Origin of the sequence: Leifsonia tongyongensis (genome assembly GCF_010686705.1) — a bacterium.
Taxonomy (GTDB): domain Bacteria; phylum Actinomycetota; class Actinomycetes; order Actinomycetales; family Microbacteriaceae; genus Diaminobutyricibacter; species Diaminobutyricibacter tongyongensis.
On sequence record NZ_JAAGWY010000001.1, the window covers coordinates 366711 to 389763 of the forward strand.

Annotated in this window: 21 protein-coding genes and 1 tRNA gene; 11 read left to right on the plus strand and 11 right to left on the minus strand. The window is 67.1% G+C overall.

Annotated elements, in window-relative coordinates; genetic code table 11:
• Positions 1–33: 33 nt before the first annotated feature.
• Positions 34–123: transfer RNA gene (locus tag G3T36_RS01880), tRNA-Ser, on the minus strand.
• Positions 124–228: 105 nt separating this feature from the next.
• Between G3T36_RS01880 and G3T36_RS01885 the strand changes: the two genes are divergently transcribed.
• Positions 229–1023 carry an SGNH/GDSL hydrolase family protein gene (locus tag G3T36_RS01885; RefSeq protein WP_338031425.1) on the plus strand — a complete coding sequence of 265 codons (795 nt, stop codon included), beginning with the start codon at positions 229–231 and terminating at the stop codon, positions 1021–1023.
• Here G3T36_RS01885 and G3T36_RS01890 read toward each other — a convergent pair.
• Positions 1013–1939 (minus strand): alpha/beta fold hydrolase, encoded by a 927-nt coding sequence (locus G3T36_RS01890; protein WP_163287715.1) that lies wholly within the window; start codon positions 1937–1939, stop codon positions 1013–1015. The genes G3T36_RS01885 and G3T36_RS01890 overlap by 11 nt on opposite strands.
• Positions 1940–2084: 145 nt before the next feature.
• Here G3T36_RS01890 and radA point away from each other — a divergent pair, with 145 nt between their 5' ends.
• From radA to G3T36_RS01910, 4 genes are all read left to right on the plus strand, one after another.
• Positions 2085–3446, plus strand: coding sequence for a DNA repair protein RadA (gene radA, locus G3T36_RS01895; protein ID WP_163287716.1), 1362 nt, complete (start codon positions 2085–2087; stop codon positions 3444–3446).
• A gap of 526 nt (positions 3447–3972) precedes the next feature.
• Positions 3973–5694 (plus strand): glycosyltransferase family 2 protein, encoded by a 1722-nt coding sequence (locus G3T36_RS01900; RefSeq protein WP_163287718.1) that lies wholly within the window; start codon positions 3973–3975, stop codon positions 5692–5694.
• Entirely contained in the window at positions 5691–6422 is a 732-nt protein-coding gene (locus G3T36_RS01905) for an HlyD family secretion protein (protein WP_163287719.1), read from the plus strand. Before G3T36_RS01900 ends, G3T36_RS01905 begins: the two co-directional genes overlap by 4 nt.
• Positions 6422–8455, plus strand: a complete 2034-nt coding sequence (locus G3T36_RS01910) for a glycosyl hydrolase (RefSeq protein WP_240148298.1) — start codon at positions 6422–6424, stop codon at positions 8453–8455. The genes G3T36_RS01905 and G3T36_RS01910 overlap by 1 nt, the downstream gene beginning before the upstream one ends.
• Positions 8456–8472: 17 nt before the next feature.
• Here the strand turns inward: G3T36_RS01910 and G3T36_RS01915 are convergent, their stop codons facing one another.
• The 4 genes from G3T36_RS01915 to G3T36_RS01930 all read right to left on the minus strand — a co-directional run bounded on the left by G3T36_RS01915 (position 8473) and on the right by G3T36_RS01930 (position 12965).
• Positions 8473–9108: a hypothetical protein gene (locus tag G3T36_RS01915; protein ID WP_163287723.1), complete on the minus strand. Its 636-nt coding sequence runs from the start codon at positions 9106–9108 to the stop codon at positions 8473–8475.
• A 60-nt stretch (positions 9109–9168) separates the two neighbouring features.
• Positions 9169–9684 carry an amino-acid N-acetyltransferase gene (locus tag G3T36_RS01920; RefSeq protein ID WP_163287724.1) on the minus strand — a complete coding sequence of 172 codons (516 nt, stop codon included), beginning with the start codon at positions 9682–9684 and terminating at the stop codon, positions 9169–9171.
• Positions 9685–9873: 189 nt separating this feature from the next.
• Positions 9874–12402 carry an ATP-dependent Clp protease ATP-binding subunit gene (locus G3T36_RS01925; protein ID WP_163287725.1) on the minus strand — a complete coding sequence of 843 codons (2529 nt, stop codon included), beginning with the start codon at positions 12400–12402 and terminating at the stop codon, positions 9874–9876.
• A gap of 128 nt (positions 12403–12530) precedes the next feature.
• Positions 12531–12965: a hypothetical protein gene (locus G3T36_RS01930; RefSeq protein ID WP_163287727.1), complete on the minus strand. Its 435-nt coding sequence runs from the start codon at positions 12963–12965 to the stop codon at positions 12531–12533.
• A gap of 54 nt (positions 12966–13019) precedes the next feature.
• Here G3T36_RS01930 and G3T36_RS01935 point away from each other — a divergent pair, with 54 nt between their 5' ends.
• From G3T36_RS01935 to G3T36_RS01945, 3 genes are all read left to right on the plus strand, one after another.
• Positions 13020–14039, plus strand: a complete 1020-nt coding sequence (locus G3T36_RS01935) for a pirin family protein (RefSeq protein WP_163287729.1) — start codon at positions 13020–13022, stop codon at positions 14037–14039.
• A gap of 256 nt (positions 14040–14295) precedes the next feature.
• Positions 14296–14613, plus strand: a complete 318-nt coding sequence (locus G3T36_RS01940; protein WP_240148224.1) for a FitA-like ribbon-helix-helix domain-containing protein — start codon at positions 14296–14298, stop codon at positions 14611–14613.
• Positions 14610–15008 carry a type II toxin-antitoxin system VapC family toxin gene (locus tag G3T36_RS01945; protein ID WP_163287730.1) on the plus strand — a complete coding sequence of 133 codons (399 nt, stop codon included), beginning with the start codon at positions 14610–14612 and terminating at the stop codon, positions 15006–15008. Before G3T36_RS01940 ends, G3T36_RS01945 begins: the two co-directional genes overlap by 4 nt.
• On the opposite strand, the gene cls is transcribed toward G3T36_RS01945, so the two are convergent.
• Positions 15009–16472 (minus strand): cardiolipin synthase, encoded by a 1464-nt coding sequence (gene cls, locus G3T36_RS01950; RefSeq protein WP_163287731.1) that lies wholly within the window; start codon positions 16470–16472, stop codon positions 15009–15011.
• A 64-nt stretch (positions 16473–16536) separates the two neighbouring features.
• Positions 16537–16710, minus strand: coding sequence for a hypothetical protein (locus G3T36_RS19490; RefSeq protein ID WP_193570845.1), 174 nt, complete (start codon positions 16708–16710; stop codon positions 16537–16539).
• A 106-nt stretch (positions 16711–16816) separates the two neighbouring features.
• On the opposite strand from G3T36_RS19490, the gene G3T36_RS01955 reads away from it, so the two are divergent.
• Complete coding sequence (locus tag G3T36_RS01955; protein ID WP_163289022.1) at positions 16817–17638, plus strand: cytochrome c oxidase assembly protein; 822 nt, start codon at positions 16817–16819, stop codon at positions 17636–17638.
• Positions 17639–17689: 51 nt separating this feature from the next.
• On the opposite strand, the gene lysS is transcribed toward G3T36_RS01955, so the two are convergent.
• The 3 genes from lysS to G3T36_RS01970 form a co-directional block, all read right to left on the minus strand.
• Positions 17690–19210 carry a lysine--tRNA ligase gene (gene lysS, locus G3T36_RS01960; RefSeq protein ID WP_163287733.1) on the minus strand — a complete coding sequence of 507 codons (1521 nt, stop codon included), beginning with the start codon at positions 19208–19210 and terminating at the stop codon, positions 17690–17692.
• A 43-nt stretch (positions 19211–19253) separates the two neighbouring features.
• Positions 19254–20129 (minus strand): pantoate--beta-alanine ligase, encoded by an 876-nt coding sequence (panC, locus tag G3T36_RS01965; RefSeq protein ID WP_163287734.1) that lies wholly within the window; start codon positions 20127–20129, stop codon positions 19254–19256.
• 61 nt (positions 20130–20190) lie between these two features.
• Positions 20191–21249 carry an alpha/beta fold hydrolase gene (locus tag G3T36_RS01970; RefSeq protein WP_163287735.1) on the minus strand — a complete coding sequence of 353 codons (1059 nt, stop codon included), beginning with the start codon at positions 21247–21249 and terminating at the stop codon, positions 20191–20193.
• Between the two features lie 156 nt (positions 21250–21405).
• Here G3T36_RS01970 and G3T36_RS01975 point away from each other — a divergent pair, with 156 nt between their 5' ends.
• Both G3T36_RS01975 and G3T36_RS01980 read left to right on the plus strand, forming a co-directional pair.
• Entirely contained in the window at positions 21406–22155 is a 750-nt protein-coding gene (locus G3T36_RS01975) for a 3-hydroxybutyrate dehydrogenase (RefSeq protein WP_163287736.1), read from the plus strand.
• Positions 22152–23039, plus strand: coding sequence for an alpha/beta fold hydrolase (locus G3T36_RS01980; RefSeq protein WP_240148225.1), 888 nt, complete (start codon positions 22152–22154; stop codon positions 23037–23039). Before G3T36_RS01975 ends, G3T36_RS01980 begins: the two co-directional genes overlap by 4 nt.
• Positions 23040–23053: the final 14 nt, after the last annotated feature.

Here is a 23053-nt window from a genome sequence, read left to right on the forward strand (position 1 = left end):
CCTGTAAACACAGGGATCGCGGGGGCTTGCACATGGCGGTACCGGTGGGATTTGAACCCACGGTGGGCTTTCACCCACACAACTTTTCGAGAGTTGCACCTTCGGCCGCTCGGACACGGTACCGCCGACTACTGTACGCGAACAGGGGTCCGTCGCGCCAATTCAGGCAGCCACAGAGCCTCTGAGGCAGACGGCGCGCCCTCAGGAAGTCGGGGGTAAAGTTTTCGGGTGGGGACGAAAACGACCTGGGCGATGATCGGTGCTGGAGCGACGACTGCGACCCTCGGTATCCTCGGCTGGCTCGGGCTGCGACAGGCGAACGAACGCCTCGATCGCAATCGGGAACTCGTTAGCGAGACCTTGCCTGTCCACTCCAAATGGTGGCGCGACCATGCGAAGACCGAAGGCGAACTGCTCTATGTCGCGCTCGGCGACAGCGCGGCGCAGGGTATCGGCGCCAGCCTGCCACGCAACAGCTACGTCGGACTGATCGCCGACCATGTGCGCAAGGTGACCGGCCGCACCGTCCGTGTTGTCAACCTGAGCGTCTCGGGGGCGACCGTCGCCACAGCGGCAGCTGAGCAGCTGCCCCGGTTCCGCACCTTCACGCCCGACCTGGTGACCGTGTCGATCGGGGCCAATGACATCGCGGATTTCGAACCCGATGCATTCGAGGTCGGCCTCCGCGAAGTGCTCGACGCGCTCCCGCCCGACGCCATCGTGGCAGACCTACCGTGCTTCTACCTCCCTCACAACGAGCGAAAGGTCGCGGTCGCGAACCGTATCCTTCGCGAGGCTGCGGCAGAACGCGAGCTCACCGTCGTCCCGCTGCACGACACCATGAAGCGGCAGGGCGTGAAGGGCATACTCACGCAATTCGCGAACGACCTGTTCCACCCGAACGACCACGGCTATCGCGTGTGGGCTTCGGCGTTCCTACCGACGGTCACTGCGCGGATGCTCGAGAAGTTCCCCGACGCCGCCGAAACCCCCGTCGAGGAGCCGAGCGCGCCTACCTCCTGAGCCTGGTGCCCGGCCCGACGTGCGACAGCACGCGATCCCACGCCGGAATGATCACCAGGTGCCCGCGTTTGGGGATCATCTCGACACGGGCGTCGGGCAGGGAGCGCTGATACCAGGTGGCGTGCGCGTTGCCGGCGATCGCATCCGCCTGCCCGTTCACGATCAGGGTCTTGGCCTTCACCGCAGCGACGTCGAAACCCCATGGGCGAGCGGTGTAGCTCAGGATGTCGGCCGCGAGACCGCGCGTGCCCTGGGCCAGCGCATCCCGCATCATCCGCTCCAGCCGGTCGCGTGCGCCGGGAAGCTCGAGCACAGCGCTGTCGGTCTCGGATGCACCCACCGCGTCGAGCGGCACCGGGGCGTCCGCGCGTGCGTTCAGCACGTCGCCGAGCTGCCCGTCGAGCTGCTCCCCGAGCTGGGAGATCGCAACATCGGGAGGGCGCTTGCCCAGCTCCTCGGACATGGATGCGAGCTCGGGCGGAATCCACGGCACCTGCTCGTTCGGTGCCGGGGTCGCGACGATCGCCACGCGATCGACGAGCTCGGGATGCCGTGCCGCGAGGGCGAGGGCGACCCGACCGCCGGCCGACCAGCCTGCAACCCCGACGGGGCCCGGCCGCACGCCGATGCTCCCTTCGTCGCGCCGGAGGAAGCGCAGATACTCGGCGATGTCGTCGGCGTACCGCCGAATGCTCGGCCACTCTCCCGCCGGAAGCGGATCGGACGAGCCGTAGCCCGGCCGATCGAGCGCGAGGATGTGCACATTGCGGGTGTTCGTGACGAGCGGATCGGGATCGAAGATCGACGAACCCGGCGCTGAATGGCAGAAGACGACGACTCGTTCGGCATCGGCGTCGCCGAGGGTCGACACTCCGACCTTGCGTCCTGACGCCAGCGTGAAACTGATATTGGCCATGCCGTTCATTGTCCGCCTGACCGGTGACAGCGGAAGGGTTATCCACAATGCGGGTCCGATGGCGACGACTATGCACAGGTGCGGCGTCGCGCCGCTCCGATGACAGTGGCCGCGCATACAGTGGGGAACGACCGAGGAGGCCTGCGTGGCGAAAGCTCAACTCAACTACCGCTGCACCGAATGCGGGTGGACGACGGCGAAATGGGCCGGCCGCTGCAGCGAATGCCAGGAGTGGGGCACGGTCATCGAGGCCGCCGCAGAGACGGGGATTCTCCGGGCGCTGAAGCCGGTCACGATCACCGAAGCGAAGGCCGCACGCTCGATCATGGCCATCCCGACCAGCATCGTCAGCCACTGGCCGACGGGCATCGCTGAGTTCGACCGGGTGCTCGGCGGGGGCATCGTGCCGGGCGCGGCGGTGCTCCTGAGCGGCGAGCCCGGTGTGGGCAAGTCGACCCTGCTCCTCGAGGTCGCATCGAAGGCAGCAGTCAAGCAATCGCGAGTGCTGTACGTCAGTGCAGAAGAGTCCGTCAACCAGGTCCGACTTCGCGCCGAACGCACGAACGCCCTCCACCAGAACCTCTTCCTCGCCTCCGAGACCGATCTCGCGACGATCGTCAGCCAGATCGATGCCGTCGATCCCCAACTGGTCATCGTCGACTCCGTCCAGACCGTCTCGAGCGCGAACGGTGAAGGGCTCGCCGGCGGCCCGAGCCAGGTGCGTGAAGTCGCAGCCACGCTCATCCGTGTCGCGAAAGACCGCAACCTGCCGGTGCTCCTCGTCGGCCATGTGACGAAGGACGGCTCGATCGCCGGCCCCCGCCTGCTCGAGCACCTGGTGGATGTCGTGTGCCAGTTCGAAGGCGACCGCCAGACGAGCCTCCGCTTCGTCCGCGCACTCAAGAACAGGTTCGGGCCGACCGACGAGGTCGGCTGCTTCGAGATGACGGCAGACGGCATCGCCGAAGTGAGCGACCCGAGCGGGCTTTTCCTCAGCCGGGCGGGCACACCCGTCTCCGGTACGTGCGTCACGGTTGCGATGGAGGGCCGCCGACCGCTGCCCGTCGAGATCCAGGCACTCGTCGTGCGCTCCAGCGCACCCAACCCGCGCCGGGTCACCAATGGCGTCGACTCCTCGCGGGTCGCAATGCTGCTCGCCATCCTCGAACGGAGGGCGGGCATCCGCCTGAGCGACCAGGATGTCTACATCTCCACGGTCGGAGGCGTGCGGCTCACCGAGCCTGCTGCCGACCTCGCGATCGCGATCGCCGTCGCCTCGGCGGTCAATGACCATCCCGTGGCTCACACTCTCGCGGCATTCGGCGAGATCAGCCTGGCGGGCGAGATCCGGCCGGTCTCCCACAGCAAACAGCGCAACGCCGAGGCCAAGAGGCTGGGGTTCACCCTTCGCCTCGACGACGAGACCCAGACGATCATGCAGGCGCTGCGGAGGGCCTTCCGCACGGGCGTGAGCCAGCGCGACCGCGAACTCGACGCCGCGTTCTGAGCGCGACGCCCGGCGCACCTAGTCCTCCCCCAGCGCACTATTTCGTTCCGAGCGCACTCGTACGTACTAGGGCGCTCGGGACTAACAAGTGCGACGGGGCCCCCAGCGGAAATACATGGTGCGGCGAGGCCCCCAGCCGGAAGTACCACGTGCGGCGAGGCCCCCAGCCGGAAGTACCACGTGCGGCGAGGCCCCCTAGCGGAGTTACCACGTGCGGCGAAGTCGCCAGCGGAAGTACCGCGCGCGGCGAGGCCCAGCAACCGAATCAAGCCAGGCAACCCGCACCGAGAACACACCGACCGCGGCCAGCGCGCACTCACTCCGATTTAACCCACCGGTAACGCGCTCGCCACACGGCGCGCCCCTCACTGACGCAGCATTAATGAAGAACCCTCGGTTCCGCGGATGCCCAGCTCGGAGCATCCCTCGCCAGAAGCGAACCAGCCATCCTCGCTTCCGCCAGCGTCGTCGACCCGCCCACCCAACCGGCACTCCCGACCACCCGAACGCCGCTGGAGGACCCGTCATGGCTCGAACACGCCACTCCGATCGCGAGACGAACACCGCCAACTCCCCTGTCATGGTGCTGCTCGTCCTCATCGCCACCCTGGGAATCCTGCTCTACGCGGGCTTCCTGCTGAACCCGGCCAACCGCGGGGACCTGCTCCCGTACCTCATGGTGATCGTCGCCGAGGTCATCCTCATCGTCCAGGCGCTGTTCTCGATGTGGACCATCCTCTCCGGCGGCCGAGACCCCCGGGATTTCGCGTTCCACCGCGCCCAGGCGATGCTCCTGCAGGCCGCATCCCGCGCGACGTCCACCACCACGCCTGGAACGCCACCGCCCCGGCCGGAGCAGGTACCGATGAAGCTCGACGGCCGCCGCATCCTGGTCGACGTCTTCATCACTGTCTACGGCGAAGACCCCGACAAGGTCCGTCGCACGGTCGCAGCGGCGGTCGCGCTCCGTGGCGAGCATCGCACGTGGTTGCTCGACGACGGCAGATCCGACGAGATCAGGCGACTCGCCGCCGAGGAAGGGGCCTGGTATGTCCGGCGTCTCAGCGGCAACGGGGCGAAGGCCGGCAACGTGAACCACGCCTTGTCGATCGCCAAGGGCGAGTTCTTCGCCATCTTCGACGCCGACTTCGTGCCGAACCGCGAGTTCCTCTTCGAGACGGTGCCGTTCTTCACCAACCCCCTCGTCGCGTTCGTGCAGACACCGCAGACGTACGGCAACCTGCACACCACGATCGCGATCGGTGCCGCATACATGCAGTCGGTGTTCTACCGGTTCATCCAGCCCGGGCGCAATCGCTTCAATGCGGCGTTCTGCGTCGGGACGAACGTGATCTTCCGCCGGAGCGCCATCGACGAGATCGGCGGCATGTATTCCGACTCGAAGTCGGAGGATGTCTGGACGTCGCTCATGTTGCACGAGCGGGGCTGGCAGTCCGTCTACATCCCGACCGTTCTCGCGGTCGGCGACGCGCCCGAGACGGTGGAGGCCTACAGCAAGCAGCAGCTGCGCTGGGCATCCGGAGGGTTCGAGATCCTGTTCACGCACAATCCGCTGAACCCGCGGCGACGCCTGACGATGGATCAGCGACTGCAGTACCTGGTCACGGGGTCGTTCTATCTCACCGGCATCTGCCCCCTGCTGCTCATCCTCGTGCCGCCGCTCGAGATCTACTTCGACCTGCGGCCGATGAACCTGTCGATCACGGTGTTCACCTGGCTGCTCTACTACTCGGGCTTCTATGTGATGCAGATCGTGCTCGCCTGGTACACGCAGGGGTCGTTCCGCTGGCAGACCCTGACGCTTGCGACCGTCTCGTTCCCAATCTACGGCCGCGCGCTTCTCAACGTGCTCACCGGCAGGGAGCAGAAATGGCACGTGACAGGCGCCGGCCGAGCGAGTTCGCCCTTCAATTTCATCATTCCGCAGGTGCTGTTCTTCGTCTTCCTGGCACTGACATCGGTGGTGGCCATCTGGCGCGACGCCGACAACGGCGTGCTCACCCTCGCCACGGCCTGGAACGTTACGAACACGCTCATCCTGGGCGCGTTCGTGCTGACGGCAGCGCGGGAGGCGCGCCGCCTTGCGCATCCACGCACCGCGCCCGCAATCGCGCCGGTCGTGCAGGAGACGCAGCGGATCACGGTGATCGCCCGGCCCGCTGGGTACGACCCAGGCGTCCCGGCCTCTGTCGGCGCCCCCCGACTTGCAACGGAGGCATCATCATGACGTGGGCGAACCGCTTCAAACTCCTGCTCGGACTGATCGTCGTCGTCGCCCTCGTCGCGACCTTCACCCTGGTGTTCAACCAGCGCCAGCAGCAGGCGACCAGTACCTCCGCCACGATCGGAGCGCAGTCGTACCCGGTCGGCACCGACTACGGCGGCATCGTCACCCGGCAGTACGTGCAGGACGGCGACACGGTGCAGAAGGGCCAGAAACTCTTCGACGTGCAGAGTCTCCGACTGCAGCAGGATGTGGCGGCCGGCACCATATCGGCGACCTCCGCCGCCTACCCCGTCTCGCGCGACGGCACGGCGACCCTCGTCGCGACGGTGTCCGGCCGCATCGCATCGATCGACGTCGAGCAGGGAGCGTTCGCCCAGGCCGGCGCCGTTCTCGCTCACATCGACCGTTCGGATTCGCTCTACGTGAAGGCGAATTTCACCTTGACGCCGAGGGACTACGCCCGCATCAGCGACGGCGCGTCCGTGCAGATCCTGCTTCCGAACCAGCGCACCGTCCAGGGGACGGTGGGAACGATCGAGGTGCAGACGGTGAACGGGTCGGCCCAGTCGACGATCCACGTCGTGAGCAGCCAGCTCGTCGAGGGTTCCGACAACGGCCTCGTCGCGCCCGGAACCCCGGTCGTCGCAACGCTTCACCTGCGCGACGACGGCATCCTCAGCGGACCGAGCGATGCGTTCGCGGAGCTTCTCCGGAAGATCGGACTGTGATGCGATTCCGGCGCAAGGCCGGCGCGCTGGCGGCGATCGTCGGACTGCTCGCTCTGACAGCGTGCCAGTCCGCCCACACGGAGCCACCTGCGGCGACGGTCGGCGCCTCGGCCGTCTTTCCCGACGCCCAGGTCAAGCCACTCGTGGGCGCGCTCCCCCAGCGAAGCGTCTCCCCGCCACCGGCGACGCGTCTCGCCTCGGGCCTGATCCCGCCCACGAACCGCTGGTATTCGGGCCTCGTCTTCGGCGCCAAGCCGCAACCGGTCTTTCCGCTCCCACTGTCGTTCGCGCTCACCGCCTCGGGGTTCGCGTTCGGCCTTCCCAGCGTCACGGCGAATCCAACGGTCATCGCAGGCGGCTACGCGCCGCAGGTCGCTCTGGATGCAGGCGCAGGCGGCGCCACCGTGACGGCCTACGACGACGTGTCCGTGACCCTCGAATTCCACACCGCATCCGGGGCGCGAATCGGTCACACCACCATCGCCGAGGGTTCCCCCCTCGTCGGTTTCACGGCCGACAGCCCCGTCACGCTCGCGTCGTCGGCCGCCTTCGCACCGGGCGCGGGCCTGACGGCCGACCGCTCTCTCGCCGTCGCGTCGATCGGCGGCCGGCAGTACGCCGCGCTCACCCCGACCGGCGCCTTCACGGAGTCCCGGAACCGCATGCGGCTGGCGCGCGGCCAGAGCATCGTCCTCTTCCCCGTTCCGACCGGATCGACCCCCGACAAGGTCGCCCAGGCGGTGAGCGGCCCACTCCTGTCCGTCTCGACCGGCTATTCGACCGGGCCCGCCACCGCGACGACCGCCCTGGACTACCGCGCCGGCGGCGGGAGCACGGTCTTCGCGGCCCTTCCCACCCAGTCGCCGCTCGCCGCGGGAACCACCTGCGACCTGGGCCACTATGAGAGCATCTACGGCACCATGCGGCTGTGCTCCGGGCAACGCCTGGCGTGGTCGGTCCCGCTCGCCGCCGAGAACGGCGCGCTCCCGCTCGGCCGGCTCAGTGCATCCGACCGCCCCGCCGTCATCGCGCAGCTGCGACGCGACGCAGCTGCGACGACCCCTCTCCCCGCTGACTCCTACTTCGGCGGCAAGGCGCTCTACCGGATCGCGAACCTGCTCACCATCGCGCGCGCAGTCGGGGTCGCAGACGTCGCAGCCGCTCTGAAGACGCGGCTGGCCACCGCACTCCACGCGTGGAGCGACCCCAACGGCTGCGCGACCAGGCCGGCGCAGTGCTTCGTCTACGACCCGGCCATGCACGGGATCGTCGGCCTCGCCGCGTCGTTCGGCTCCGACCAGTTCAACGACCACCACTTCCACTACGGCTATTTCCTCTACGCGGCCGGCGTGCTCGCCGAAGCCGACCCGTCGAGCACGCGCGTTCTCGCTCCCGTGATCGACCTCCTCGCCGCCGACCTGGCCACGAGCGGCCCGAGCACGCTCTTCCCGCAGCGCCGCACGTTCGACCCGTACACCGGGCACTCGTGGGCATCCGGTTTCTCGCCGTTCGCAGACGGCAACAACCAGGAGTCCAGTTCTGAGGCGGTGAACGCCTGGAACGGCCTCGCGCTGTGGGCGGATGCGTCAGGGAACGCTGCTCTGAAGACCGAAGCGCGATGGATGCTGTCCAGTGAGATCGCATCCGCCCGCTCCGACTGGGTCGCCGGGGATCTCGCGTCGTTCACGGGGTTCCAGCACGAGATCGTGTCCATCAACTGGGGCGGCAAGCGCGACTACGCAACCTGGTTCAGCCCCGACCCGAACGCGATGCTCGGCATCCAGCTCATCCCGATGAGCCCGGTTTCGACCTATCTCGCTGGCGACCCCGCCCGCATCAAGCGCAACGTCACCGAGGCGACACCGCACGGCTTCGACGTGCAGTTCGGCGACTACCTCACGATGTACAGCGCACTGGCCGGGGGCTCGGAGCTCACGAAGGCCCGTGCCATGGCGAAAACGCTCGCCGCTACGGCGATCGACGACGCGGACTCGCGCACCTACCTGCTCGCCTGGCTGGCGACCCGAGGATGAGGGGGCCCGGCGGTACGTCAGTTCAGGATGAACTGCTTGGTGGCCTGGGAGGCGATCCCGTCGACCGACGTGGCCAGGTGGTACGACGCTCCGCCGGCGGGAACGAGTGAGCGTTTCGCACTGCAGGTCGCCGGGTCGGAGCGGGTGCGGTCCCAGCCGATCGGGGCCTGCGACTTCACGGTCTTGCCCGGCTGAAGAAGGACCTCCGCGTCGATCGCGCCCGTCTGGCAGTCGGTGGACTTCCAGTACACCTCGGTGCCGCTCGTGATGGTGAATACCTGGGCCTTGGTGCCGGCGTCGAGTTTGCAGGCGTTCGGCCCGGTGTTCGTGATCGAGACCGACAGCTGCGGCATCTCTTCTGCGCCGTAGCTGGTCTTGTCGGTGATCGCCGCGACGGTGATGTTCGCAGGCTTGCAGGCGGCACCCGTCGCCGTCGTCGGATCGGTCGGGATGGTCGTGCTCTGCGGGTCGGCCGCGTGCCTCGACGCCGTGGTGGGCGGCGGGGTCGTAGGGGCACCGTTCGAGGCACCCGGGCGGACGACGATCAGGATGATGACGACGATGATGGCGAGCGCCGCGAGACCGACGACCAGGCGGCGGCGCCAGTACACCTTGCTCGGCTGGGGGCCGACCGGATGCTTGAACGTCGACATGGCATCAGGGTAACCGCGTGAGCGCGGAAATCCGCGGCAAAACGCGGGATCGCGGGGCTTCTAGAGGTGTTTGAGCATCCGCGTGTTGCCGAGGGTGTTCGGCTTGACCCTGGCCAGGTCGAGGAACTCTGCGACACCCTCGTCGTGCGACCGGACCAGCTCGGCATAGACCTCAGGGTCGACGGTCTCGTCGCCCATGTCGACGAACCCGTGCTTCGAGAAGAACTCCACCTCGAAGGTGAGGCAGAACAGGCGGCTGAGGCCGAGTTCGCGAGCGTCGTCCTCGAGCCGCGAAAGCAGGGCATGCCCGATTCCGGCGTGCAGCCACTCGTCGGCGACCGCGAGGGTGCGCACCTCGGCGAGGTCGCGCCACATGACATGCAGCGCACCGCATCCGACCAGCGTGCCGTCGTCGGTCTCGGCGACCCGGAACTCCTGCACCGACTCGTAGAACACCACCGCATCTTTGCCGAGCAGGATCCTTCGCTGGACCAGCGGGTCGACGAGGGCCTGGATAGCGGCTACGTCACTGGTGCGCGCCCGCCGCACGCGGATGCTCGTGGAAGTCAGGGTCACCCGTCAAGTCTAGGGCGGCGCTCGGGGCGCCTTGCAGGCCGCGGCTTGAGCCAAATCGGGGATTCAGCCGGGCTGAGACCACGATTCGCTGCAAGTCGGCTCCGTCGCCGGACGCGACAAGTCGGCTCCGTCGCAGGACGCGAAACGGGGCCGGCTCGTCAGAGCCGACCCCGTTCAGGGATTCGCGGACTACTCGCCGCTGGCTGCAAGGTGGTCGGGCGTGATCGCACCAGCGCCGATGGCGGCGGCGGCGTTGATCCCCGCACCGATCGGCTCTGCGTGCTGCGACGTCGTGAACACGAACTCGCCGTCCTTGAAGTCGACGTGAACGTGGTCGCCGGCGTTCAGCTCACCCTGCAGGATGCGCTCGCTGAGGCGGTCCTCGATCTCGTGCTGCACCGCGCGACGCAGGGGCCGCGCGCCGAGCGACGGGTCGAAGCCGACCTCGATCAGGCGCTCCTTGGCGGGCAGCGCGAGCTCGATGGTCATGTCGCGGTCCAGCAGGCGAACCGAGAGTCGCTTGATGAACAGGTCGACGATCTGCAGGAGCTCCGCCTTGTTGAGCTGCGGGAACACGATGACTTCGTCGACACGGTTCAGGAACTCGGGCTTGAAGTTCTTCCTCAGCTCGTCCTTCACCTTGCCGCTCATCCGGTCGTAGCCGGTCTGCGTGTCACCCTCGATCTGGAACCCGACGGGGCCGCCGGTGATGTCCTTGGTGCCGAGGTTGGTGGTCATGATGATCACGGTGTTCTTGAAGTCGACGACACGACCCTGGCCATCCGTCAGGCGTCCCTCCTCCAGGATCTGGAGCAGGGAGTTGAAGATGTCCGGGTGTGCCTTCTCGATCTCGTCGAACAGCACGACGCTGAAGGGCTTGCGGCGCACTTTCTCGGTGAGCTGGCCGCCCTCTTCGAACCCGACGAACCCGGGAGGAGCACCGAACAGTCGCGAAACCGTGTGCTTCTCGCCGTACTCGCTCATGTCGAGGGAGATCATGGCCGACTCGTCGTCGAACAGGAACTCGGCGAGCGCCTTGGCCAGCTCGGTCTTTCCGACACCGGTCGGGCCGGCGAAGATGAACGAACCGGAGGGGCGCTTCGGGTCCTTGAGGCCGGCGCGCGTGCGACGGATCGTCTTCGAGAGGGCCGCGATGGCCTCCTCCTGACCGATCACGCGCTCGTGCAGGGCCTTCTCCATGAACACGAGGCGAGCGGACTCCTCCTCGGTGAGCTTGAAGACGGGGATGCCTGTGGCCTGCGCCAGCACCTCGGCGATGAGACCCTCATCGACCTCGGCCGATGTCTTGACGTCGCCACTGCGCCACTGCTTCTCGAGACGCAGACGCTCGCCGAGGAGGTTCTTCTCCTCGTCACGGAGGCTGGCCGCCTTCTCGAAGTCCTGGTCTTCGATCGCTGCTTCCTTCTGCGAACGAACGGCCGAGATCTTGTCGTCGAACTCGCGCAGCTCCGGCGGCGCCGACAGGATCGACAGGCGCAGGCGCGCGCCGGCCTCGTCGATCAGGTCGATGGCCTTGTCCGGAAGGAACCGGTCGCTGATGTAGCGGTCGGCGAGGTTCGCGGCTGCGACGATCGCGCCATCCGTGATCGAGACCTTGTGGTGCGCCTCGTAGCGGTCACGCAGCCCCTTGAGGATGTTGATCGTGTGGGGCAGCGAGGGCTCAGCGACCTGGATGGGCTGGAAGCGGCGCTCGAGGGCCGCATCCTTCTCGAAGTGCTTACGGTACTCGTCGAGGGTGGTCGCCCCGATCGTCTGCAGCTCGCCGCGGGCGAGCAGCGGCTTCAGGATGCTGGCCGCATCGATCGCGCCCTCGGCTGCGCCCGCACCCACCAGGGTGTGGATCTCGTCGATGAACGTGATGATGTCGCCGCGTGTGCGGATCTCCTTGGTGACCTTCTTGAGGCGCTCCTCGAAGTCACCGCGGTAGCGGGAGCCTGCGATGAGCGAGCCGAGGTCGAGCGTGTAGAGCTGCTTGTCCTTCAGCGTCTCAGGAACGTCTCCGCGCACGATCGCCTGGGCGAGGCCCTCGACGACGGCGGTCTTGCCGACGCCGGGCTCACCGATCAGCACCGGGTTGTTCTTGGAACGACGCGAGAGGATCTGCATGACCCGCTCGATCTCCTTCTCACGGCCGATCACGGGGTCGAGCTTGTTGTCGCGCGCAGCCTGCGTCAGGTTGCGGCCGAACTGGTCGAGGATCTGGCTGCCGGCCTGGGCTGCGGCCTGGTCGTTGCCGCCGACCTGCACCTGCTCCTTGCCCTGGTAGCCGCTCAGGAGCTGGATGACCTGCTGGCGGACGCGGTTGAGGTCTGCGCCGAGCTTGACCAGGACCTGCGCTGCGACGCCCTCACCCTCGCGGATGAGGCCGAGCAGGATGTGCTCGGTGCCGATGTAGTTGTGGCCCAGCTGCAGTGCCTCGCGCAGCGAGAGCTCCAGCACCTTCTTGGCGCGCGGAGTGAACGGGATGTGCCCGGTCGGCTGCTGCTGGCCCTGGCCGATGATGTCCTGAACCTGCTCGCGCACGGCGTCCAGCGAGATACCGAGCGACTCGAGCGCCTTCGCCGCAACACCCTCACCCTCATGGATCAGCCCCAGCAGGATGTGCTCGGTGCCGATGTAGTTGTGGTTGAGCATCTTGGCCTCTTCCTGGGCCAGGACGACGACACGGCGTGCTCTGTCGGTGAATCTCTCGAACATGTTCTACTCCTCAAGCGCCATGGCAGGGTCGGCGCCGTTACAAAGAGAGTAACCAGCGGAAGAGCGCAATACTGCCCCTGTTCGCCGTGGGCGTTAAGGGAGTGCGCGGCTCTCAGGCGCCACGGAGGTCAGCCGCGCAGGCCGGGGAGCGTCAGCGTCGAGTCGGGCAGTTTGATGGTGACGTCCGACGTCGTGGTCACCGAGCTCGGCGTCGCGAAGACGGTCGTGTGGGGCACATAGTCCTGCGTGCACACGCTGCCGGTGATCGGTGCGGGAGTCGCCTTCAGCTGGTTGCTCGCGATGGTCTCCACCGACGCGACGGTGGGCGGGCAGGTCGAGCTGCCGTAGAGCACGATCGCGAACTGCGCCCCGCCCTTCAGCCAGACGGCGTAGGCGGCGCCGCCTGCGCTGCTCGCGGGCGGGACAACGCCCTTCGGCTCCCCCTTGTAGTCGGTGACGGGATGCGACATCGAGGTCGAGCATCCGGCCAGCGCAGCCAGCACGACGAGCGCGCCGGCGATGCCGAGAATGGGGCGACGCCGGGCCTGCAGGGTGTTGAGCATGGTCACATTCTAGGAAGCGGCACCATGGATCGGCTGCGAACGTATGATGCTTTCGTGAGCAACCTGGAGCGGGATCCCGCGGAGGTCATCGCGGGCGGAACAGTCGACATCGCTGACGCGCGTTCGATCGAGGTGCTGCTTCCGCGGGAGGTTCCCCTGGGCGGCCCGCGGGCGATGAATGTGCGCCGAACGCTGCCCCAGCGCAAGCGTTCCCTCATCGGCGGATGGTGCTTCGTCGACCACTACGGTCCGGAGGACGTGTCGGTGACCGGCGGGATGCAGGTGCCTCCGCATCCGCATACCGGGCTGCAAACGGTGAGCTGGCTCTTCGCCGGCGAGATCGAGCACCGCGACAGTGTGGGAAGTCACGCGATGATCCGGCCGGGCGAACTCAATCTGATGACCGCGGGTCACGGAATCAGCCACTCGGAGGTGTCGACAGCGGCCACGACCACGCTGCACGGGGTGCAGCTCTGGGTGGCGTTGCCGTCGGCTTCGCGCGATGTGGCGCCGTTCTTCGAGCATCACGTGCCTGCGCCTGTTCAGGTGGGGGATGCGGTGGCTCGGGTGTTCGTGGGGTCGCTCGCTGGGACAGCCCGGAGTGCGGTCGGCGGGGCCGGCGACGGCGCCGGCGCCGAGCCCACGGCGTTCAGCCCGCTGCTCGGTGCCCAGCTGGACATTCCGGCGGGTGCGTCGGTCACGCTGCCCCTCGACCCGTCGTTCGAGCACGGCGTCCTGGTGGATGCGGGCCCGGTCGACGTCGCGGGCGAGACGATCGCGGACTCCGAGCTCGCCTACCTTGGGCTGGGTACGGAGACTCTCGAGCTGCGAGCAGGCGAGGCGGATGCGCGCGTGCTGCTGCTCGGCGGCGAACCGCTCGGCGAGCAGATCGTCATGTGGTGGAACTTCATCGGGCGCTCGCACGAGGACGTGGTGCAGTTTCGCGCGGAATGGCAGCGCGACGTCATCGACGGCGAGGATCCGCACGGTCGTTTCGGTTCCATCCCGGACTTTCCCGGGTCGGCGCTGCCGGCCCCGGTTCTTCCCACGGTGCGCCTCAAGCCGCGCGGCTGACCGGTCGACGCCGTTCGTAATTCAGGAGTTCGTGGGGTGGATGCGACTCCCGAGCCGCCTGACGCGGAAAAATCCCTGATGGGATGTGCGACCGCGGCTCTCGCGCCCCCAAAACTCCTGAATTATGAACCTGCGCCGTCCCATTTCGATGGCGACGAGCCCTCCACAATTTGCCAGCGCCCATAGTTGTCCACAGATTCGACGAGACAGAACCGCGGAATTCCGCGGTCCGACAGTCTGGGGTAACAAGGGATGCATGCAGCTGACACCTGATTGCATGCATCCCGTCTACGATCGAACTATGGGAGTAACAGTGCAAGTCAGAGACCTCGATCCGGATGTCGATGAGCGGCTCAAGGCCGCAGCGGTGGCGAAGGGCATTTCGTACTCCGAGTACCTCCGACGCGAATTGACACGAATTGCGGAGGGTCTCCGAATCGACGATCGGTGGGCCGCGCTTCAGGCACGAAACCGCGTGCGCCGCGCCGCGGCGCCGCAGCAACCCTTCGAGCCCACCGATATCGATTCGGACACCATCGTGGCCTGGATCCGGGAAGACCGGGATCGTCGATGAGGGGCGCTGTCGTCGACAGCAGTGCGCTCTTCGACGTCCTGCTGCATGAAGGAGCGTCGGGGGTGAATGCGCACGATCAACTCAGGGATCGAAGACTGTGCGCTCCCGAGCTGATCGCACCCGAGCTTCTGAGCGTCGCCCGCCGCATCGTCAGGCTGGACCCAGCTCTCCTACCCAAGGCGGAACGGCTCATCAGTGAGTACAACGCACTGAATGTCAGTCGCTTCCCCCACGACGATCTCCTCGAGACCGCGTGGGAGATCCGCCACACGGTATCGGCCTACGACGCGATGTACGTCACGCTTGCACGCGAACTCGATCTGCCGCTCCTCACGAAGGATCGCAAACTCCTCAATGCGGCACGCCGGCTGTGCGAGGTCGAGCTTCTCGCGTGACTACTGGAGGGCTGAGGTCAGCCGGGCGAGGTTGTCGAGCACCGTCGAGCGCAGGGGCTGCCGACTCCATTCCTCGAGAGTGAGCTCGCGGCTGTTCGCCCGATAGCCGTCCTCGACCTTCCGCATCGACTCGACGAACGCGCGGCCGCGAACCATCAGCGACACCTCCATGTTGAGCAGGAAGGAGCGCATGTCCATGTTGCTCGAACCGATCACCGCTACATCGTCGTCGATCGAGAAGTGCTTGGCATGCAGGATGTACGGCTTCTTGTACATCCAGATCCGCACGCCCGCCTTGAGCAGCGCCTCGTAATACGAGCGCTGCGCGTGATACACAAGGGCCTGGTCGCCGATCTCCGAAACGAAGAGTTCGACCTTCAGGCCGCGCTGCGTAGCCGTGGTGATCGCCGTGAGCATGGCTTCGTCCGGTACGAAGTACGGGCTCGTGATGACGATGCGCTCCTGGGCGTAGTACAGCAGCGCGAGAAACAGCCGCAGGTTGTTCGCGCCTTCGAACCCGGGACCGCTCGGTACGACCTGGCAGTCGAGACTGTCCGGCGACGGCTCGATCGTGATCGGCTCGGTCTCACGCCGGAGAAGCTCGTCGGTCTCGCTGTACCAGTCGGTGATGAAGATCGCGTTGAGTCCGGCGACGATCGGCCCCTCGAGGCGCACCATCAGTTCCTGCCACTTGAGGCCCCGGCGGATGTTCGACCGTTTGTTGTAGCTGCGGTCGATCACGTTCTGCGAACCCATGAAGCCCACGGCACCGTCGAGGATCAGGAGCTTGCGGTGATTGCGCAGGTCGGGCCGCTGGTATTTGCCCTTGAGCGGCTGCACCGGGAGCATGAGCTGCCATTTCGCCCCCATCGCGGTGAGGCGTTTGATTGTGCGCTTGTAGTCCCGTGTCCGCAACGAGGCGATGTGGTCGAGCAGAACCCGAACGATCACGCCGCGTTCGACAGCCGCCTCGAGAGCGTCGAAGAACGGTGCGGTCGTCTGGTCGCACGTGAGGATGTAGAACTCGACGTGCACGTAGCGTCGTGCCTTGTTGATCTCCTCCGTCATCAGGTCGAGCGAGCTCTGGTAGTCGCCGTTCAGGGTCGCCGTGTTGCCGCCCACGAGCGGCATCGCCCCCAGGTTGCGATTGAGCTGGACGACCGACTCCAGCCACGGCGGCCAGGGATGCTCACGGCTGACCCGTTCCATCCCCTCGGTGCTCTCGATGATGAAGCTGTTGATCTCCGCCTGCTTCTCACGGCGCTTCTTCGGAAGCTTGTAGCTGCCGATGAGCAGGAAGAACAGCACGCCCAGGTACGGGATGAGGAAGATCGCGAGAAGCCAGGCTGTCGCGGAAGTCGGCTTGCGGTTGCGCGGGACCACGATGACCGCGATGACACGGATGACGAAGTCCACGAACAGTGCCACGCCGACGATGATCGCCGTGAGGGTAGCAGCGTCCATCGGCGCTCATCCCCTCGCTCGTACGATGCGCCGCGAACCGGCGCTAACGCAACCGTACCGAACGCTATGGCTTCTGAGGCAGCCCGCGGCGAGCGCGTTCCTCGGCCTCCATGCGAGCGTAGGCTTTACGTTCGGTGCGGTCTGCACGCACGATCGACCGCATCACGAGCCAGAAAAGCAGCCCCACGAGAATGGTCGGGGCAAGCGACCACACGATGCCGGTCCAGAGTTCGTTCATAACCCGATAATGGTAACGCGCACATCTGTGAACGGAGTTCCCGACGCCTCCCCTCTCCACCTTCCTCACCACCTGGCAGTTCGACCCGGTCGCCTTCGCAGCCATCATCGTCGCCGGCGGCCTCTACCTCGCCGGCGTCGTCTCCCTGCGCATCCGGGGTCATCGCTGGCCGCTCAGGCCAACCCTGGGATTCTTCCTGCTCGGCCTCGGCTCCTACGCCTGGGTGTGCTTCGGCTTCCTCGGTGCGTACAGCTCCGAGCTGCGGTGGGCGTTCACCACACGGATCGCTTTGCTGCTCTTCGCAGTCCCCGGCCTGATCAGCCTCGGAAAGCCGGTCGCTCTGACACGGATCGTCCTGAGCGGGCTACCGCGCCGCACCGTCGATCGCATGCTCCGCTCCTGGCCCGTGCGTCTCTTCGGCAATGCGATCTTCGCGCCCCTGTTCGCGTGCGCGGTCTTCCTCGTCTTCCTCACCCCGATCGCCGCGGTGCTCCGCGACAGCACGTGGTCGGAGTGGACCATCACGGTGCTCGTGCCCCTTGCCGGGATGCTCATGGTGCTTCCGATGGCCACGCACACGATCATCCGGACCAGCCTCTTCATCACGGCGGAATTCCTCTTCGCCTTCGTCGAACTCCTGCTGGATGCGGTGCCCGGCATCCTCCTGCGCCTGAACGACACCGTGCTCGACCACGCACCCGCCGTGCTCGGAAAGCTTCCGCTCTGGTTCCCGAACGCTCTGCACGACCAGCATCTCTCGGGCGACTTCCTGTGGTTCATCGCCGAGATCGCGGACGTGCCCGTGCTGATCATCCTCTTCATCCGCTGGACGCAGAGCGACCGGCGCGAGGCGAAAAGTCTCGACGAGCTGACCGACGAGCAGATGGAAGAGCTCACGCGCGAGCATTTGCGCGGCCCGCGCGCCTGATCGGGCCCTGCGCCTGATCAGCCCGCACCTGATCAGGCAGAGACCTGCGGCTCAGCCCTGCTTGACGAGCGGGAAGAGGATGGTCTCGCGGATGCCGAGACCCGTGAGCGCCATCAGCAGGCGGTCGATGCCCATTCCGAGACCGCCGGTGGGCGGCATGCCGAATTCGAGCGCACGCAGGAACTCCTCGTCGAGACGCATCGCCTCCAGGTCGCCGGCCGCAGCGAGCCGCGCCTGCTCGACGAAACGCTCGCGCTGCACCACGGGGTCGATCAGCTCGGAGTAGCCGGTTGCGAGCTCGAAGCCGCGCACGTAAAGGTCCCACTTCTCGACGACACCTTCGCGCGAGCGGTGGGCACGGACGAGCGGGCTGGTGTCCACCGGGAAGTCCATCACGAACGTCGGGCGGACGAGGTTGCCCTTGACGAAGTGCTCCCACAGCTCCTCGACGTACTTGCCGGGAAGCGGGTGCTCGATCTCGATCCCCTCACGGGCGGCGATGGCACGCAGGTCTTCCACAGGTGTCGCCGGAGTGATCTCTTCGCCGACTGCCTCTGAAAGGCTGTCGTACATGCGAATCCGATCCCATTCACCGCCGAGGTCGTACTCGGTGCCGTCGGCCCACGTCACCGTGTGCGAACCCGCGATGTCGAAGGCTGCGTTCTGCACCAGCGTCTGTGTGAGCTCGGCGATCACGTTGTAGTCGCCGTACGCCTCGTACGACTCGAGCATGGCGAACTCGGGGGAGTGCGTGGAGTCGGCGCCTTCATTGCGGAAGTTGCGGTTGATCTCGAAGACACGGTCGATGCCGCCGACCACGGCGCGCTTCAGGTAGAGCTCCGGTGCGATCCGCAGGAAGAGCTCCGTGTCGAAGGCGTTCGAGTGGGTCACGAAGGGGCGGGCGGATGCACCGCCGTGCATGACCTGCAGCATCGGGGTCTCGACCTCGATGTAACCGCGGTCGGCGAAGGTCTTGCGCAGGCTGGCGACGACCTTCGACCGGTTGACGACGTTGAGGCGCGCCTGGTCGCGGGCGATGAGGTCGAGGTAGCGGCTGCGGACGCGGCTCTCTTCGCTCAGTTCGTTGTGCAGGTTCGGCAGGGGAAGGATCGCCTTGGAGGCGATCGTCCACTCGCGCACCATGACCGACAATTCGCCGCGGCGGCTCGAGACGACTTCGCCGAAGACGAAGAGGTGGTCGCCGAGGTCGACGAGCTCCTTCCAGCGGGCGAGGGAGTCCTCACCCACTTCTGCGAGAGACACCATGACCTGGATGCGCGTCCCGTCGCCAGCCTGAAGGACGGCGAAGCACAGCTTGCCGGTGTTGCGGAGGTGCACGACACGACCGGCGATTCCCACGTCGACGCCCGAGGTCTCGTCGGCCTGCAGGTGGCCGAACTCTTCGCGCACAGCGGGGATGGTGTGCGTCACCGGAACCGCGACGGGATAGGCTCCGCCGGCCGGAGAAGCCGCCTCCTCGATGAGGCGGGCACGCTTGCCCAGCCGGACCGCCTTCTGCTCGCTGACCTCGTCGTCAGTGAGTTCGGGCTCGTTCTGCTGGGTATCGGTCATGGCTGTCTTTCGCTCGGCGGCAGCGCTCTTGCCATCGCTCGGTCTAGGGGAAACTGATTCGCTCGTTGTCGATCAACCGGGTCCAACCCACACGCGCTGCGATCAGTGCGATCGCCGGCCCGTGGTGCCCCTCCCCGACGGGAAGGAACGTTTCCGGGTCGACGACAACGAGATAGTCCAGCTTAACGGCAGGCTCGGCGGCGATCACGGCACGGGCGGCCTCGAGCACCGCCTCCGCGCCCCTGTCGGCAACCGCGGAACCGGCGGCGAGCGCACCCGACAGCGCGACGGCGGCGGCACGCCCCTCCGGGTCGAGGTACCGGTTGCGGCTGGAGAGCGCAAGGCCGTCGCTCTCGCGAACGGTGTCGACGACCGCGATCGTGATCGGCAGGTCGAGGTCGCGCACCATCCGGCCGACGAGGTGCACCTGCTGCGCATCCTTCTGCCCGAAGACGGCGACGTCAGGCGCAACGATGTGGAAGAGCTTCGCGACCACGGTGAGCATTCCGTCGAAGTGGCCCGGCCGCGATGCGCCCTCGTAAAGGCTCGCGATGGAGCCCGCCGTCACGCGCGTCTCGGCCGAACCCGTCGGGTACATCTCGTCCACCGACGGCGCGAACACGAAGTCCGCGAGCCCCTCGAGGCGCTGCACGTCGGCATCCAGGGTGCGCGGGTACCGGTCGAAGTCCTCGCCCGGCCCGAACTGCAGGGGGTTGACGAAGATCGAGACGACGACGATGCCACCGAGGTCACGCGCCTGCCGCACGAGCTGGAGGTGCCCTTCATGCAGGGCGCCCAGGGTCGGAACGAAGACGACGCGGGCGACCGGCGCATCCGAACTGCCTTCGCGACGAGCCCGCTCACGCGCTGACGCGACGACCCGGCGCAGCGCGGCGATGGTGGTGACGACTTCTGGCATCTGGTTCCCTCCAGCCGCCGCGCCCCGGCGGGTGCGCCGCGAAACGACCGGACTTTCGATGCTACTCGCCGCCGGCGGCCTCGACCGTCGCCACCAGCGCATCCCGGAACGCTTCCGGGTATTCGAGGTGCGGCGAGTGGCCGCAGTTCTCCAGCACGAGCTCCTGGAAGGTCCCGCCCGCCGCCGCATAGCTCTCGAAGACGGTGCGGGTCTGGGTGACCATGGGCTGGCGCGGTGCGACCTCGGAACCCGGCCAGCCGGGGATGACACCGATCTCACCCAGGTAGTTGATGTCGAAGAACGACGTGTCACTGACAATGACGTCATTCGCGCCGTGGATCCAGGTCAGCGGCGGCTTCGGTTCGAGGTCGACGATCGCCGAGAGGTTCAGGTATTTCGGCGCCATCGTGTTCAGCACTCCGCGCGATCCGGCGGCGAACCCCGGCCAGTTGTCGGACGCGACGCCGTCACCGGGGTAGTTGTCGATCCCGACCGTGGTCGTCAGCATCGACTCGACCCAGATGTCCTCATGGTCGGAGACGAACCCGGGCAGCACGTAGGAGCTCGCGTAGACCGAACGCGGGGATGCGTCGGACTCGGACGACGTGTCGCCGCTCTCCAGGCGCGCGACGAAATCCGGGTTCACTCCCCCGCCACCGCAGCCCGCGTCGTCGTCGGTCAACCGCGAGCCGTCCGCAGCCGTTCCACCGAAGCCGTACGGCGACACCGGCGACTGCAGCGTGAGGCTGCGTACAGGGTGGTCGAGCGCATACTGCATCGCCACCCCGGCTCCCATGCTCCAGCCGACGACATGCACGCGGCCGAGACCGAGTTCGGCGATGACGCCGGCGACATCGTCGCTGAAATCGCGGAGCCCGCGGGTGGGGTCGACGGGAAGCGTCTCCGAATCGCCGAACCCGCGCAGGTCGACCGCGAACACCCGCCAGTGCTCGGGCATGGAGAGCATCGCATCCTGCCAGAACAGGGCGGACGACACGTTTCCGTGGATGAAGACGACGTCTGGACCGCCGTGCGCCGGGTCCCCGGCCCTCTCCAGGACGTTCGCTCGCAGGCGCGGCGTCTGAACGCTTCGTGAGGTGATGCCGTCGATCAGTGTCATCGTGCTCTCCCAACGTCGGTGTCCGCCGGCACACAGTGCCCAGGACGTTCGGCCCTGGGCGTGGCCGGTCCACCTTGACGGCACCGGCGCTGGTGGTTAGCGTACCTGTTACCCGAGCCGTGGGCGAGGGGTGCGCACACATCGGACGGAGTGGTCGTGGGTGCTGGATTCGAAGGCCGTCGCGCCCTCGTGACGGGGGCGGCCAGCGGCATCGGTGAGGCGTGTGCGCGGGCACTGGCCGAACGTGGCGCGATCGTCGTGATCGCCGACCTGGACGGGGCAGCGGCCGAACGGGTCGCCGTTGACATCGGCGGCGAATCGTGGCACGTGGATCTCACGGACACCGGGGCTCTCGCCACCCTGGCGCTCGACGTGGACATCCTGGTGAACAATGCGGGAATCCAGGTGGTGAGTCCGATCGAGCAGTTCGACACTGCCGCGTTCCATCGCATCCTGACCCTCATGCTCGAGGCACCGTTCCTCCTGATCCGCGCGGCCCTGCCGCACATGTACGAGCAGGGTTTCGGACGCATCGTCAACATCTCGTCGGTGCACGGACTCCGCGCGTCCGAGTTCAAGTCGGCTTACGTCGCAGCGAAGCATGGTCTGGAGGGCCTGTCCAAGGTGGCAGCCCTCGAAGGGGCACCGCACGGCGTCACCAGTAACTGCGTGAATCCCGGCTACGTGCGCACGCCGCTCGTCGAGAAGCAGATCGCCGACCAGGCGCGCCTGCACGGCATCCCGGAGTCGCAGGTGGTCAGCGACGTGATGCTGGTGAACAGCGCGATCAAGCGGCTGGCCGAGCCGGCCGAGGTCGCCTCCCTCGTCTGCTGGCTTGCCGGCGAGGACGCGTCGCTGGTCACCGGCGCCTCGTACACGATGGACGGCGGATGGAGCGCACGATGACATACCGAACGCTGGATGTGCCGGTCAGGGGCGGGATGCTGCGGGTCGGCGAGTGGACTCCTGCGGACCCTGACGCCCCGGTCGTCGTCGCCGCGCATGGGATCACTGCTTCGCATCTCGCCTGGGCGACCATAGCGGATGCGCTTCCCGAGGTGCGTTTCGTCGCACCGGACCTGCGCGGCCGCGGCCGCAGCAATGGGCTGCCCGGGCCGTTCGGGATGGTGCAGCACGCCGAGGACCTTGCCGCAGTGAGCGAGCACCTCGGGCTCGACCGGGCCCTCGTCGTCGGCCATTCGATGGGCGGCTTCGTCGCGCTTGCGAGCGCGCACCTCTACCCGGAGCGCTTCACCGGGCCCCTGCTCGTCGACGGCGGACTTCCGCTGCGCATCCCCGACGGCGTCACCCTCGATGAGTTGATGGCGTCCACCCTCGGCCCCGCCATGGCACGCCTGTCGATGACGTTCCCGGATCGCGCGGCCTACCTCGAGTTCTGGGGGCGGCACCCTGCTTTCGCTGCGAACTGGACCCAAGACGTCGTCGACTACGCGAACTACGATCTCGAAGGCACCGAGCCGAACCTCCGGCCGTCGACGTCGTACGACGCCGTCGCAGCCGACTCCGGTGACCAGTTCGGCGGAGGAGTGGTGGCCGACTCGCTGGCCGCCCTTACGCATCCTGTGCAGCTGCTCGTGGCGCCGCGCGGTTTCCTCGACGATCCGCCCGGCCTGTACGACATCGCGGCACGGGAGCGTGCGCGCACCGATTACCCCTTCGTGCAGATCTCCGAGGTCGCCGATGTCAACCACTACACGATCGTCCTGAGCCCTCAGGGCGCCGATGCCGTCGTCGAAGCGTTGCGCGCCGAGCTGGCCGCGCTCAGCTGACGCCTGCGGGCCAC